A 14,173-nucleotide genomic window follows, 5' to 3' on the forward strand; every position below is an offset into this window, starting at 1 on the left:
TATGAAAACCATTGAGCATGAACCGCCCCGATCCTGATGAATTGCTCGACAAACTGCAACGCGACGAAGAGAAACGTCAGCGTGGCCGGCTGAAGATTTTCTTCGGCGCGTCGGCGGGTGTGGGCAAGACCTACGCAATGTTGCAGGCCGCGCGGCGCCGTTACGACGAAGGCGCGGACGTGGTGGTCGGCATCGCCGAAACGCATGGCCGCAGCGAAACCGCTGCGCTGCTCGACGGGCTCGACGTACTGCCGCTGCAGCAGATCGAGTATCGCGGCCGTAAGCTCGGCGAGTTCGATCTCGACGCCGCGCTCGCGCGCAAGCCGACGCTGATCCTCGTCGACGAACTCGCGCATTCGAACGTGCAGGGCGCGCGGCATCTGAAGCGCTGGCAGGACGTCTACGAACTGCTCGACGCGGGCATCGACGTCTACACCACGGTCAACGTGCAGCACCTCGAAAGTCTGAACGACGTGGTCGGCCAGATCACCGGGATTCGCGTGTGGGAGACGGTGCCGGACCGCGTGTTCGATCGCGCCGACGAAGTCACGCTGGTCGACTTGCCGGCCGAGGAACTGCTCGACCGCATGCGTGACGGCAAAGTGTATTTGCCGCAGCAGGCCGAGCGCGCGGTGCGCAATTTCTTCCGCAAGGGCAACCTGATCGCGCTGCGTGAACTGGCGCTGCGCCGTACCGCCGATCGCGTGGATGCGCAGATGCGCGAGTATCGTGCCGACCGTTCGATCCAGCGCATCTGGCAGGCGCGCGAGCGCTTGCTGGTGTGCGTCGGCCCGGGCCCGGAAGCGCCGATGCTGGTGCGCGCGGCAGCGCGCCTCGCCGCCAGCCTGAAGGCCGACTGGCTCGCCGTGTATGTGGAGACGCCCGCGCTGCAACGCCTGCCCGACGCGCGCCGTGAACGCACGCTCAATGCGCTGAAGCTGGCCGCCGAACTCGGCGCGGAAACCGCGACGCTCGCGGGCACCGATGCAGTGGCCGCGCTGGTCAGCTATGCGCAGGCCCGCAACGTATCGAAGCTGGTGGCGGGCGCATCGGCGCGTACCGGCCTGCAGCGCTGGTTGCGCCGTCCACTTGGCGAGCGCCTAGCCGAACAGACCGGCGAACTCGATCTCACGCTGATTCGCGCGTCGTCCGATCGGGACGGCGGCGAGCATCGGCATTTGCTGAACACCACCGCGAACGCGTGGCGCGATGCGTTGAGCGCGGCGCGCGAACGCCGTTCGCCGCCGCGCGCGTACGGCATCGCGCTGGCGATCTGCACGGCTATCACGCTGCTGTCGAGTCAGTTGATCGATCACATCGATCTGACCAACCTGGTCATGCTGTATCTGCTCGGCGTGATCTTCACCGCGGTGAAACTCGGGCGCGGCCCCGGCGTGGTGCTGTCGTTCCTGAGTGTGGCCGCGTTCGATTTCTTCTTCGTGCCGCCGCGCATGTCGCTGTCGGTGTCGGATACGCAGTACTTGCTGACCTTCTTCGGCATGCTGCTGACCTCGCTCGTGATCAGCCATCTGACGTCGAGCCTGCGCCGCGAGGCGAGCGTCGCGCGGCGTCGCGAGCAACGCACCGGCGCAATGTATGCGATGGCGCGCGAGCTGGCCGCCGCGCTGACCACCGAGCAGATCGTCGAGATCGGCAGTCGTCACGTCAGCGAGGTGTTCGGCGCGCGCGTGGCGATGTTGTTGCCGGATAGCGTCGATCAGGTGAAGCAGAAAATCGAGGACCCGGACGCGGCTGTCACGCTCGAAGGCGAACTGCTCGATATCGACGTCGGCCAGTGGGTCTACGATCAGCAGAAGCCGGCCGGCCACGGCACCGACACGCTGCCGGCCGCCGCCGCTTTGTATTTGCCGCTGAAGGCGCCGATGCGTACGCGCGGCGTGCTCGCGGTCGTGATGCGCGACGAACGCGAGCTCGACGTGCCCGAGCAGCAACGCATGCTCGACGCGTTCGCCGCGCAGATCGCGCTCGCGCTGGAGCGGGTGCACTACGTCGACATTGCGCGCGACGCGCTCGTCAACATGGAATCGGAGCGCCTGCGCAATTCGCTGTTGTCCGCGATCTCGCACGATCTTCGCACGCCGTTGACGACCATCGTCGGGTTTTCGTCGATGCTGGCGCAGTCGCGTGAAGCCCATGCGCAAGCGCAACCCGGCGACGATCTCGTCGAAGCGATTCACGAGGAAGCGTTGCGCATGACCGGCATCGTTACGAATCTGCTCGATATGGCGCGGTTGCAGGCGGGCAGTCTGCAACTCAATCAGCAGTGGACGCTACTCGAAGAAACCGTCGGCGCCGCGTTGCGCGCGTGCAAACGCGTGCTGGCGAAACACCCGGTGCAGGTCAAACTGCCGGGCGATTTGCCGCTGCTGCATCTCGACGCGGTGCTGATGGAGCGGCTCTTCTCGAACCTGTTCGAGAACGCGGCCAAATACACCGCGCCGGACACGCCGCTGACCATTGGCGCGCAACGGCTCGACGCGGACGGCAAGTCGTTCGTGCGCGTTTGCGTCGACGATAACGGCCCCGGACTACCCGCCGGCATGGAAGCGCGCGTGTTCGAGAAATTCACGCGCGGCGAGAAGGAATCGGCCAAGCCGGGCATCGGTCTCGGCCTTGCGATCTGCCGCGCGATCGTCGAAGCGCACGGCGGTACAATCGGCGCGCTCAACCGGGTGGCTGCGGACGGCCGCGTCGAAGGCGCGCGCTTCTGGTTTACGCTGCCGGTGGAAACGCCGCCCGACGCGCCGGACGTGCTGGAAGACGAAGAGCTGGATGCTCCGACGCATGGCGAGTTCGCCGGTCACGCCGGCGATTCATCACTTAACCTCCCGTTGGCCAAGCCTACCCATGAGTGACCCGAGCATCACCGTCGTTCTGATCGAAGACGAAAAACAGATTCGCCGCTTCGTGCGCACGGCGCTGGAAGGCGAGGGCATCGTCGTGCACGACGCCGAAACCGGCAAGCAGGGCCTGGTCGAAGCGGCCACCCGCAAGCCGGATCTGGTGATCGTCGATCTCGGCCTGCCGGATACCGACGGCCTCGACGTGATCCGCGAATTGCGCGGCTGGAGCGAGCTGCCGGTGATCGTGCTGTCGGCGCGCACCCAGGAGAGCGAGAAGGTCGCCGCGCTCGATGCCGGCGCGGACGACTACCTCACCAAACCGTTCGGCGTGTCGGAACTGCTGGCGAGGATTCGCGCCCATATGCGGCGGCGCAATCATGGCGGCGCGAACGAATCGCCGCAGGTGAGCTTCGGCGCGGTGACCATCGATCTGGCCTTGCGCCAGGTCACCCGCGACGGCGCGGCGATCCATCTGACGCCGATCGAATACCGGCTGCTCGCCACGCTGGTGCGCCATGCCGGCCGCGTGCTGACGCACCGGCAACTGCTGCGCGATGTGTGGGGGCCGTCGCATGTCGAAAGCCATCACTATCTGCGCATCTACATGGCGCATTTGCGCGGCAAGCTGGAGCGCGACCCGGCGCAGCCGGAGCATATCGTCACGGAAACGGGGGTGGGTTACCGTTTGGTCGGAGCGGTTTGACGGCAGGTCGACGAGGCCCCGAACCATGCCCCGAACCATGCCCCGAACGAGGCCGCGAACGAGGCCGCGAACCGCGCGCGGAGCCGCTGCTGGCGGGCCGGGAGCGGCTCGCGGGCTATTTTGATATAATTACACATCGTAAGGACGACCTTACGCATCCGCTACAAACGGGGACGGCCCCATCTGACCATGGAGTTGTCTCATGTCCTGGTTTCTTCTGTTGATCGCCGGTTTGCTCGAAGTGGCTTGGGCCGCCGGTCTCAAAACCTCCGAAGGTTTCACCCGCCTGGGGCCGTCCGTGTTCACGATCGTGACCGCCCTCGGCAGCTTCGTGCTGCTCGCCATGGCGATGCGCCAGCTCCCGCTCGGCACCGCCTACGCCGTGTGGACGGGGATCGGCGCGGTCGGCGCGTTCATCTTCGGCATCGTGATGATGGGCGAAGCGTTGACGGTGGCGCGGGTGGCCAGCGCGGCATTGATCGTGATCGGGCTGATCGGGTTGAAACTGTCGTCGGGGCATTGAGGCGCCGCTCAGGTGTCCCGAAAACCTTACGATTCGCCTCAAAAAGCGCGGAAAATGCGTCGATCCACCCGCCACACGGCCCGTTAGAATTCGCCAATTGTTCACGTCTCTGCGTTCTGCGAATTAACGTGGCTATAATGAGATCGAATCCAACCTGACATTGCCCGCGGCCTATTTGGCGCGGCCGGCTTGGCGCGGGTCTGACGACTTCGGTGCGGTGGCTCCGCCTGCTTTTACCGTCGAAGCGCCCGGCACGCACAGCGCGCCCGGAGGCGGCCATGCTTGAATCACTTTCGCTCGCTGCGGGCCTCTCATGGGGCAGCGGTCTGCGCCTCTATCTGACGGTCCTGCTGGCCGGCGTATTCGCCCGGCTCGGCCTGATCCATCTTCCCGATACGCTGTCCGCGCTGTCGTCGCCGTGGGTAATCGGCGTGGCCGGCGTGCTGACCGTCACCGAATTTCTCGCCGACAAGATCCCCGCGTTCGATTCGCTGTGGGACGCGATCCACACCTTCATCCGCATTCCGGCCGGCGCTGTGCTGGCCGCCGGCGCGCTCGGCCATGCCGATCCGGCGCTGCTGACAGTTGCCGCGCTCGCGGGCGGTACGCTGGCGGGCACCGCGCATCTGGCTAAAGCCGGTACGCGCGCGCTGATCAATCTGTCGCCGGAACCGGTGTCGAACGTGGTCACGTCGACCGCGGAAGACGGTCTCGTGTTCGGCGGCATGCTGCTCGCGCTGTTCGTACCGGTGGCGTTTCTGGTGCTGATGGTCGGCTTCCTGATGCTGGCCGGCTGGGCCTTGCCGCGGCTTTGGCGCGGCGTGCAGGGCGGCTTTCGCGGGATGGCGACGCATATGGTGTCGCGCTTTGCCAGGAGCAGGCACGATTGAGTGAAACGGTACGGGGTTCGACGGCGCGCGCCGCCGCGGTAAAAGCGGGCGGGCTGAGCGGCATGGAGGTGTTGCGTCAGGCGCTTCGCATGACCGCGCGCGACTGGCGGGCAGGCGAGCTGACCATGCTGCTGCTGGCGCTGGTGCTGGCCGTCGCGGCGCTGTCCAGCGTCGGCATTCTGGCCGACCGGTTGCACCTGGGGCTCGAGCGCGACGCGCGGCGCATGATCGCCGCCGATTTCATCGTGCGGGCCGATCATCCGGTCGATCCGCAATTCAGTCAGCAAGCCCAAGCGCTTGGACTGAACACCGCCACCACGGCGATCTTTCCCAGTATGGTCAATTCGACCGGCGCCCAGCCGGTCTCGCGGCTCGCCGCCGTCAAGGCGGTGTCGGTCGGTTATCCGCTGCGCGGTGAATTGCGGATTGCCCCGGCGCCCAGCGCGCCCGACCATGCCACGCGCTCGATTCCGGCGCCCGGCACCGTGTGGGTCGACCAGGCGCTGCTCGATGCGTTGAAGTTGCACGTCGGCGATAAGGTCAAGGTCGGCAGCCGCGATTTCACGATCGGCGCGGTGATCACGCGCGAACTCGACCGCGGCTTCGCCTTCGTCAATTTTTCGCCACGCCTGATGCTGCGCGCCGACGATGTGCCGTCGACCGGCCTGATCGCCTACGGCAGCCGCGTGACGTACCGGCTGCTGGTGGCGGGGGCCGATGCATCAGTGGCGAATTTCGCGCAGTTCGCGCATGAGCGGGTGGACGGCGGCAAGATGCGCGGCGTCGCGCTCGAATCGTTGCAGGACGGCCAGCCGCAAGTGCGTCAGACGCTCGACCGCGCGAGTCATTTCCTCACGCTGGTGTCGCTGCTCACGGCGCTGCTGGCGGCCGTGGCGATCGCCATGGCCGCGCATCGCTACATGCGCCGGCATCTGGACGGCTGCGCGTCGATGCGCTGCCTCGGCGTCAGTCAGTCGACGCTGCGCGCGCTGTTCATCCTGGAGTTCACCGGGTTGGGTCTGGTGGGTGGTCTGGTCGGCGTGGTGCTCGGTTATCTCGGTCACCTGGCGTTGCTGACGTGGCTCGGCACGCTGATCGACGTGGTGCTGCCGTATCCGACGATCTGGCCGATGCTCGAAGGCATCGCCGCCGGTCTCGTGCTGTTGCTCGGTTTCGCGTTGCCGCCGCTGCTGCCGCTCACGCGCGTGCCGCCGGTGCGCGTGCTGCGCCGAGAATGGGGCGAAGCGGGGCGCACCGCATGGGCAGCCTACGCGCTCGGCATCGCGCTGTTCGCTGGATTGCTGATCATCGCGGCGGGTGAGCTGAAGCTCGGCGGCATCGTCGCGGGTGGTTTCGCGGGCGGCATGCTGGTGTTCGCGTGCATCGCGCGAGTTGCGCTGTGGGGCGCGGCGCGGCTCGTGCGCAGCGAGCGCGTCAATGCGGGGATCGGCTGGCGCTATGCGCTGGCGTCGCTGGAACGGCGCAGCGGCGCGAGCGCGCTGCAGATCACCGCGCTCGGCATCGGCCTGATGTGCCTGCTGCTGATCGCGATGACGCGCAACGACCTCGTGGCCGGCTGGCGCAAATCGACGCCGCCCGATGCGCCGAACGAATTCATCATCGACATTCAGCCCGATCAGCGCGACGTCGTGACGCAGTATCTGAGCGCGCACGGCGTGACCGACGCGGAGTTATCGCCAATGGTGCGCGGCCGGCTGATCGCGATCAACGGCAAGCCGGTCAATCCGGATTCGTTCAAGGGCGACGACGCCAAGCGTCTCGTGGACCGCGAATTCAATCTGTCGTACACGTCCGACCTGCCCGACGACAACGTGCTCACCGCCGGCAAGTGGTACGGCAACGCGACGGCGCCGCAGATTTCGATCGAGCAGGGACTTGCCAAGCTGATCAACGTCAAACCCGGCGACACGTTGCGCTTCGACGTGACCGGCATGCAGGTCGAGGCGCCAGTGACGAGCGTGCGCAAGCTCGACTGGGGTTCGTTCAAGGTCAACTTTTTCGTGCTGATGCCGCCGGCGGCATTGAAGGATTTCCCCGCGACGTTCATCACGAGCTTCCATCTGCCGCAGAACAGGCAGGCGACGATCGACGGCCTGATCGCCGCCTATCCGAACCTCACCGCGATCGACACCGGGCCGATCCTCGCGCAGGTGCAGCGGGTGCTGGAGCAGGTGATCGGCGCAGTGCAATTCCTGTTCGCGTTCACGCTCGCGGCGGGCGTGCTGGTGCTGTACGCGGCGCTGGCCGGTACGCGCGACGAGCGTATGCGAGAATCCGCGCTGCTGCGCGCGCTGGGGGCGTCGCATCGCCAGGTGCGCGCGGTGCAGATCGCCGAGTTCGTCGCGGTGGGCGCGCTGGCCGGATTGATGGCGGCGATCGGCGCGCAGATCATCGGCTATGTTCTGGCCACGCGCGTGTTCGAGTTTTATCTGAGCTTCGATCCCTGGGTGCTGCCGGCGGGCATCGCGGCGGGTATCGCGTGCGCCGGGCTCGGCGGCTGGTTGAGCTTGCGGCATGTGTTGGCGCGGCCTGCGTTGCAATCGCTGCGCGACGCGTGATTTTTCTTTCTGTTTGACGAGTGGGTATGAGCGATCTTGACGACGAAGTGTCCGCGGCGCAGCCGACGGCCTTCGAGCTGGTGGGCGGCGAAGCGCGCGTGCGCGAACTGGTCGACCGGTTTTATGACCTGATGGATCTCGAGGCGGATTTCGCCGGCATTCGGGCGTTGCACCCGGAGTCGCTCGACGGTTCGCGCGACAAGTTTTTCTGGTTTCTGTGCGGCTGGATGGGCGGTCCGGATCACTACATCAGCCGCTTCGGGCATCCGCGTTTGCGGGCGCGGCATTTGCCGTTCGCCATCGCGTCGAGCGAGCGCGATCAGTGGCTCAGGTGTATGGCGTGGGCGATGCAGGACATCGGTCTGGACGAACCGTTGCGCGAGCGTCTGCTGGGTTCGTTCTTCGAAACCGCCGACTGGATGCGCAACCGCAATGGCTAATTTTTTCGGGGATACACGACCGCAACACCTGATCGTGCCATAGACCCCTGTATGACCTCTGCTGCTGCGTACAACGGAGAATCACGTGTCGCCGTTAGAAACAGGAGAGTGTCATGAACGTCAACAATGGTGCACGGCCTCCGTTTGTTCCCCAGGAAAATCGGGCGGAAGTCGAGCGGGTCTCATCCACGCAGCAGTTTGCCGATTGTGGTCAGAGATTGGCGGTGTCTGGTCTTGTTCCGCAAGCCCATACGCCGCCCGCCGCCTCGTCGGATCAGACACCGGTGAACCCTCAATGGCCGCCGGAAGAATTCGATCCCGACTACGTTTTGCCTGAAGGACCGGGTTGGGCGTCGCGATTCTCTCAAGGCCGATCAGCGGCAAGCCCTGATACGTTGCCGTCACTCAGCCTGCAACATCGACTGCCGCCCGGTACTGCCGAAGGCGCGATGCGAGAGGGTCGGCAGAGGCACGATCAAACGCCGCCGCATCATGCCGGGACTGTCACCGTCGACAGCCTGGGCTCCTGTTCATGGAAGAGCGAGATTGCGGACTACGCCCGCGGTCACTTGCGCGAAACGGATAAGCAGATCGCCAGGGTATTCGATGTATCTCCGAGGACAGTCTATGGAATTCGCCGTGATTTCGGTGTGCCGAACACGCTCCCTCGACCCGTCTCGACTGATGCAAGGAGACGCGAGATTGCAGACTACGCCCGCATTCACCCGTGCAATTCGGATAATCACATCGCCACGATATTCGATGTATCCCAAAACACAGTCACTAGAATTCGCCGTGCCTTTGATGTGCCGAGGATTGTCCCCCCGAGAATCGCATTGACTGATGCAAGACGACGCGAGGTTGCAGACTACGCCCGCATTCACGCGGATCAATCGCGTGAGGAGATCGCCAACAGGTTCGGTTTAAGTCGAACGAGAACCGATAGAATTTGCCGCGCCGCTGGTGTGCGGGGGACTTCCGGTGCGGCTATCGTGCGGCCCGCCCTCGGTTCGTTCCAGTCGTCCCGTTCTCTGCGAGCAGAGTCAGACAACCAGCATATCCAGCGCTTTCTGCAACAGTTGCAGCGCCTGCCCGCGCGGCCGGTCGTGATGCCTCCAGGCGACCTCTGGGCGTCGTTGCCGGTCGGGATCAGGCGAGACGTGTATGGCAACGATCGCTCGCAGTTCGAGCGCGAAGCCACCCAGGCTGCCACCGACCACGATCGGATCGACGCCGCGCTTGCCCAAAGCGGTATGCGGGTTGTGCGCAACGACGGCGACCGTAACAATTGCCTGCTGATCTCGCTGCTGCAACATGCCACCGGCGACTATAGCCAGAATCATTTGACGCGCGCCTATGCCATTCGCAACCTGCTGATTGCGGAGCGGTTGATCCGCCGCAACGAGCCCATGCTGTTCACCGGCCCTGAGACGCGTCGCGCGGTGGAGATCATCAACGGCAATTCGGCTGTCACGCCACCGTTGCGCGTGTATAGCATCAGTGATGTAGCGGGGACCCTTGCCGTCGATCGGGTTGACTTTCCCTATAGAGACTCGCGTGACGTGTTGATCTGGGATAAGGGCGGTCACTTCGAAGCGATTGCGCGGCAGTAAACGTGCGGCTGCAGGCGTCTAAAAAGGGCTTTGTCGCCTTAAGCAGCCGCGTATCTTTCTTGTTGGAGGTGCCGATGACAGGCAGGGCCCGCCATTCCCGTCAGCCAGGCGGTCACGAGGTCAGGGTGGCCAACGGGCCGTGCGAGATGCCCTGTACGAACCCGGCGGATTACGCCGCCTTGACGCCGCAGGCGCGCGCCGTGCTCGACTGCTGGTTCGACGCGCCGGGTGCGCCGGGCTTCGGCCACGCGCACAAGCGCTGGTTCTCCCGCAACGACGCCTTCGATACGCTGCTGCGCGAACGCTTCGGCACGCTGATCGACGCGGCGCGCGAAGCGCAACTCGACGACTGGACGCTAACGCCGCTGGGTGCGTTGGCACTGATCATTGTGCTGGATCAGTTCTCCCGCAATTGCCATCGCAACACGCCGCGCGCGTTCGCCGCGGATCACCACGCGCTGCAGATCGCGCAGCGGATGGTCGCAGGCGGCGCCGATCGGTTGTTGCCGGGCGCGCATCATCGTGCTTTCGCGTATCTGCCGTTCGAACACGACGAAACGCTCGACAGCCAACGCGAATCGCTGCGTTTGTTCGAACGGTTGAAAGCGGAGCCGCAGGGCGGATCGTATTACCGTTCCGCGGTGCGGCATGCGGACATCATCGAGCGGTTTGGGCGCTTTCCCCATCGCAATGCGGTGCTGGGGCGCGAGTCGACGGCGGAGGAACTCGCGTTTCTGCGGACCCCGGGGTCGTCGTTCTGAACGCGCCCCGCGCCCTGTTAGTCCCCGTCGCCGCTCACACCGGCAGCCGGGGTACGCACGAACACCCGCAGCAATTCATCCGTGTCGCCCGGACGCGCGCCTGACCAGAACAGGCGCCAGTCGTCGCCCTCGGGTGCTTTGGCGTTGTCGCGGCGGCTTTGCATGATCAGCCACGTGCACTCGGTCGAGCGGGTATCGGCCGTCGGCTGATGCTCGATGCCGGTGTAGTAGTACAGCATCGGCGCTTCGGATTCGCCGAGCGCGCTGCTCGCCATACAGTCGCCGTCGTTCCACTCGATATTCATCTTCGCGCCGAGGTCTTCGAACACCGCGCGATAGCTCTTGCCATAGTCGAGCCACGGCAACAGCAGGGTGCTCACCAGCCCCCACGCCAGAATCGCGCCGGCGCACCAGCTCAGCGCGCCGCGCCATTTGCCGGTGAACTTGAAAACCGGCAGCAGCCACAGCCAGCCGAGCGTCATGGCCAGCGCCGCGGCGATCATGCCGGGCTTCACCGGCAGCACCCAATCGAGCGGCAGCCAGCGGCCGAGCCAGTGCAGCGACGCATGCGTGTTCGCCGGATTGCTCATGATCGACCAGACGATCCAGGCGAGCGCCGCCGTGCTGCCGAACAGCACGCGGCTCGTCATATCCCAGACGGTATGCAGACGGCGCGGCAGCCGTTCCACGCCTTGCATGGCCAGCAGCGCGAGCGGGGCGATGAACGGCAGGATGTACAACTCGCGGATCGTCGCCGAGCTTTGCAGCACGACGAAACCCGTGCACGCGAAGATCGTCGGCAGCGCCACGCGCGGATCGCGCCAGCGCCGCCATGCGCCGCCGACCAGCGCGGCCAGCGCCAGCGGCGCCGCCGGAAAACCGACGGTCAATACGGTGCGCAACACGAACAGCCGGCTCTCGCTTTCGGAGCCGAGTTGCGCGACTGAAAAACCGAAAAAGCGCCCGACGTTGTTATCCCACAGCCACACCATGAAGAGCGGCTCGGAGCGCAGATAGAAGCAGATCGGCCAGATCAGCGCGAACGGCGCGCAGACCAGCGCGGCAATGCCGAGCGCGCCCGCGAAGCTGCGGCTGCGGCAAGCCGGATACAGCACCAGCACCGCGAAGGTGGTCGCGCCGAATACCAGCGGCACAAACAGCCCCTTGGCCAGCAGCGACACGCCGACGCCCGCGCCGAACATGGCCGCGGCACTGCGCACGGCGTCGCGGCGGCGACGCACGTCGACCGGCAACAGACGCGCCTCGTCGCGCAAATGCACCAGCACCAGTTCGAACAGACCGCAGAAGCCGAGCGCCGCGCCGGCCATCAGCGCAACGTCGGTCATCATGTCGTGCACGTGTTTGACGACCACCAGCGTGCTGGCGAACAACGCGAGCGTACCGATCACGCGCAGATCGAACCAGCTCGCGGCGTTCACTGCGCGACGGGCGACGCGCGCGGTGTAGTAGACGGTCAGTGCGGCGAATAGCGCGCTGGCCAGACGCGCCGCGTCGTGCAAGGGCAGGTAGCGGCCGAACATCCACGCCAGTCCGGCGGCGACCCAGTCGTAGATCGGCGGCTTTTCGACGAAGGGCTGACCGGCGTTGGTCGGCACCACCAGATCGCCGGTGTCGAGCATGTGCTGGATGATGCCGAAGGTGTAGGTCTCGTCCTGCTTCCACGGTTCATGACCGAGGATGCCGGGCAGAATCCACGCGCACAGGATGGCCAGCGCGACGATCCAGCGCAACGCACGCGCCTTGGCGAGCGCGCGCCAGCGCCGAGCGCCGCGATCGGCGGGACGAACTGGCGCGTCGGACGGGGTCGGTTGTGCGGGGGCGCCTGCATCGGCGAAGAGGCCGTTGGGCGTACTCGTGCCTGTGCCTGTGCTTGGGTCAGCAGTCGCACCCGCTCCCGCACCGGTGTCGGCGAACTGTGCCGAGCCGGCGCGCACGTTGTCCTGAACGCCGCCGGCTGGACCGGACGACGCGGCTGCCGCGAGCGCGACAGCACCCGTGCCCAACGGCGCGGATGGGTTTTCTTGCATGAAGATCTCTAATCGCCGTAGGCGGCAACATAGGCCGCTTACTGATGTTTTTTGCCAGGTGTCGCAGGCGCTTGCATGCCACGCGATTCGCAGCGATTGTAGTCCGAGTTTATTACTGTCGATTACAGAAAATGCGGGAATCGGTGCGGCTATTTCGCACCTGACCGGGATTACTCGTCAAATTGACGGGAATCTGTAAGGCGGGGAGAAAAAGATGCTCGCGCGAAGCGGCTGGTGGGAGATGAGAGCGAGGGGGCGGAGGGGCGCGAGATGCGGCCGGCGGCGATCAAGAATGAAGGGCGAAGAGCCGCTTCCCGCTGCCGGCTGCCGGCGCGAGGGAAAACAGCGCTCAGCGACCGCCGGAAACGTCGAGCAACGCGCCCGTCACGTACGACGCTGCGTCGCTCAGCAGCCAGACGATGGATTGCGCCACTTCGTCGGCGCTGCCCGGACGGCCCAGCGGCGTGGTTGCGCCGAGCTGGGCGGCGCGCTCCGGCTTGCCGCCGCTCGCGTGGATTTCCGTGTCGATCAGGCCGGGGCGCACCGCGTTCACGCGCACGCCTTGCGGGCCGAGTTCCTTGGCGAGACCGAGCGTGAGCGTGTCGACCGCGCCTTTCGACCCCGCGTAGTCGATATATTCATTCGGCGAACCCAACCGCGACGCCGCCGACGACACGTTGACGATCACACCGCCCGCGCCGCCGCGACTCGTGGACATGCGCCGCGCCGCTTCGCGCGCGCACAGATACGCGCCGAGCACGTTGACGTCGAACATGCGCTTCAGGCGCGTGAGGTCCATGTCGGCGAGTTGGCTCGACGGCGCGACGATACCGGCGTTGTTGACGAGCGCGTCGATGCGGCCGTAGGCCTGCTGCAGCGTGTCGAACATGGCGATCACGTCGGTTTCGCTGGCGACGTCGCCGGCAATCGGCAACGCGCGGCCGCCGGCGCGCTCGACGTCGGCGGCGGTGGCTTCAGCCGCCGCGCGGTTGCTCGCGTAGTTCACACCGACGGACCAGCCGAGCGCACCCAGCAACCGGGCAGTCGCACGGCCAATGCCGCGACTGCCGCCTGTGATCAGAACCGTTTTCGTCATGGGCGTCTCGTTGGCCGGGCGCGGAGCGCGCCCGCTTTGAACTTCGAACGTCAAACGTCAAACTTCGAGATTCAAACCGCGTCGCGTTTGATCGCCCACTTGTCGCTGGCGGGCGGCTGATAGCGTTGCAGCTTGCCGATCAGTTCGACCGGATCGGCATCCACCTGCAGGATGTCGAAGTAGGTCTGACGCATGAAGCCTTCTTCCACCGTGTGCTGCAACAGGCTGATCAACGGATCGTAGAATCGGTCGATATTGAGCAGCGCCACCGGCTTCTGGTGATAGCCGAGCTGCGCCCACGTGTAGACCTCGAAGAACTCTTCGAGCGTACCCGCGCCGCCCGGCATCGCGACGAACGCGTCGGACAGATCGGCCATCATCTTCTTACGATGATGCATGTCGGGCACCACGTGCAATTCGGTCAGCCCGTCATGGCCGACCTCCTTGTTGACCAGCAGCTCAGGAATCACGCCGATCGCGCGGCCGCCTTCGGCCATCACCGTATCGGCGATCACGCCCATCAGGCCGACCTTGCCGCCGCCATAGACCAACGCGAGATCGGCTTGCACCAGCGCGCGGCCGAACGCGCGCGCCGCGTCCGCGTACAGCGGTTTGGCTCCGTTCGCGGAGCCGCAATACACACACACCGACTTCAT

11 protein-coding genes are annotated in these 14,173 nt (G+C 65.6%); 8 read left to right on the forward strand and 3 right to left on the reverse strand.

Going from position 1 to position 14,173, the window contains the following annotated elements:
- Positions 1 to 17: 17 nt before the first annotated feature.
- From HWY05_RS28670 to HWY05_RS28705, 8 genes are all read left to right on the forward strand, one after another.
- The gene (locus HWY05_RS28670; RefSeq protein ID WP_176060451.1) at positions 18 to 2,876 is read left to right on the forward strand and encodes a DUF4118 domain-containing protein; all 2,859 of its coding nucleotides are present in this window, start codon (positions 18 to 20) and stop codon (positions 2,874 to 2,876) included.
- Positions 2,869 to 3,567 carry a two-component system response regulator KdpE gene (gene kdpE / locus HWY05_RS28675; RefSeq protein ID WP_035551861.1) on the forward strand — a complete coding sequence of 233 codons (699 nt, stop codon included), beginning with the start codon at positions 2,869 to 2,871 and terminating at the stop codon, positions 3,565 to 3,567. The genes HWY05_RS28670 and kdpE overlap by 8 nt, the downstream gene beginning before the upstream one ends.
- 202 nt (positions 3,568 to 3,769) lie before the next feature.
- Positions 3,770 to 4,090: a quaternary ammonium compound efflux SMR transporter SugE gene (gene sugE / locus HWY05_RS28680; RefSeq protein ID WP_105511605.1), complete on the forward strand. Its 321-nt coding sequence runs from the start codon at positions 3,770 to 3,772 to the stop codon at positions 4,088 to 4,090.
- 278 nt (positions 4,091 to 4,368) lie between these two features.
- Entirely contained in the window at positions 4,369 to 4,980 is a 612-nt protein-coding gene (locus HWY05_RS28685; RefSeq protein WP_035551846.1) for a DUF4126 domain-containing protein, read from the forward strand.
- Between the two features lie 89 nt (positions 4,981 to 5,069).
- The gene (locus HWY05_RS28690; protein WP_244146726.1) at positions 5,070 to 7,559 is read left to right on the forward strand and encodes an FtsX-like permease family protein; all 2,490 of its coding nucleotides are present in this window, start codon (positions 5,070 to 5,072) and stop codon (positions 7,557 to 7,559) included.
- Between the two features lie 26 nt (positions 7,560 to 7,585).
- On the forward strand, positions 7,586 to 7,999 hold the full coding sequence (locus tag HWY05_RS28695; protein ID WP_035551837.1) for a group II truncated hemoglobin: 414 nt from the start codon (positions 7,586 to 7,588) through the stop codon (positions 7,997 to 7,999).
- A 113-nt stretch (positions 8,000 to 8,112) separates the two neighbouring features.
- On the forward strand, positions 8,113 to 9,612 hold the full coding sequence (locus HWY05_RS28700) for a hypothetical protein (protein ID WP_176060453.1): 1,500 nt from the start codon (positions 8,113 to 8,115) through the stop codon (positions 9,610 to 9,612).
- A 146-nt stretch (positions 9,613 to 9,758) separates the two neighbouring features.
- On the forward strand, positions 9,759 to 10,373 hold the full coding sequence (locus tag HWY05_RS28705; RefSeq protein WP_176060454.1) for a DUF924 family protein: 615 nt from the start codon (positions 9,759 to 9,761) through the stop codon (positions 10,371 to 10,373).
- A gap of 17 nt (positions 10,374 to 10,390) precedes the next feature.
- Here HWY05_RS28705 and HWY05_RS28710 read toward each other — a convergent pair whose 3' ends face one another.
- The 3 genes from HWY05_RS28710 to HWY05_RS28720 form a co-directional block, all read right to left on the reverse strand.
- Positions 10,391 to 12,421: a glycosyl transferase gene (locus HWY05_RS28710; RefSeq protein ID WP_176060455.1), complete on the reverse strand. Its 2,031-nt coding sequence runs from the start codon at positions 12,419 to 12,421 to the stop codon at positions 10,391 to 10,393.
- A 349-nt stretch (positions 12,422 to 12,770) separates the two neighbouring features.
- A complete protein-coding gene (locus HWY05_RS28715; protein WP_176060456.1) occupies positions 12,771 to 13,517 on the reverse strand; it encodes an SDR family oxidoreductase in 747 nt (248 codons plus the stop codon).
- 71 nt (positions 13,518 to 13,588) lie between these two features.
- Entirely contained in the window at positions 13,589 to 14,173 is a 585-nt protein-coding gene (locus HWY05_RS28720) for a TIGR00730 family Rossman fold protein (protein ID WP_035551826.1), read from the reverse strand.

It is taken from the genome of Paraburkholderia sp. BCC1876 (genome assembly GCF_902833695.1).
In the GTDB taxonomy this organism is placed as follows: Bacteria; Pseudomonadota; Gammaproteobacteria; order Burkholderiales; family Burkholderiaceae; genus Paraburkholderia.

Excerpts from the sequence above, each read along its gene's own strand:
- HWY05_RS28670 (WP_176060451.1), top strand. The coding sequence starts at position 18 with ATGAACCGCCCCGATCCTGATGAATTGCTCGACAAACTGCAACGCGAC.
- kdpE (WP_035551861.1), top strand. The coding sequence starts at position 2,869 with ATGAGTGACCCGAGCATCACCGTCGTTCTGATCGAAGACGAAAAACAG.
- sugE (WP_105511605.1), top strand. The coding sequence starts at position 3,770 with ATGTCCTGGTTTCTTCTGTTGATCGCCGGTTTGCTCGAAGTGGCTTGG.
- HWY05_RS28685 (WP_035551846.1), top strand. The coding sequence starts at position 4,369 with ATGCTTGAATCACTTTCGCTCGCTGCGGGCCTCTCATGGGGCAGCGGT.
- HWY05_RS28690 (WP_244146726.1), top strand. The coding sequence starts at position 5,070 with ATGACCGCGCGCGACTGGCGGGCAGGCGAGCTGACCATGCTGCTGCTG.
- HWY05_RS28695 (WP_035551837.1), top strand. The coding sequence starts at position 7,586 with ATGAGCGATCTTGACGACGAAGTGTCCGCGGCGCAGCCGACGGCCTTC.
- HWY05_RS28700 (WP_176060453.1), top strand. The coding sequence starts at position 8,113 with ATGAACGTCAACAATGGTGCACGGCCTCCGTTTGTTCCCCAGGAAAAT.
- HWY05_RS28705 (WP_176060454.1), top strand. The coding sequence starts at position 9,759 with ATGCCCTGTACGAACCCGGCGGATTACGCCGCCTTGACGCCGCAGGCG.
- HWY05_RS28710 (WP_176060455.1), bottom strand. The coding sequence starts at position 12,421 with ATGCAAGAAAACCCATCCGCGCCGTTGGGCACGGGTGCTGTCGCGCTC.
- HWY05_RS28715 (WP_176060456.1), bottom strand. The coding sequence starts at position 13,517 with ATGACGAAAACGGTTCTGATCACAGGCGGCAGTCGCGGCATTGGCCGT.
- HWY05_RS28720 (WP_035551826.1), bottom strand. The coding sequence starts at position 14,173 with ATGAAGTCGGTGTGTGTGTATTGCGGCTCCGCGAACGGAGCCAAACCG.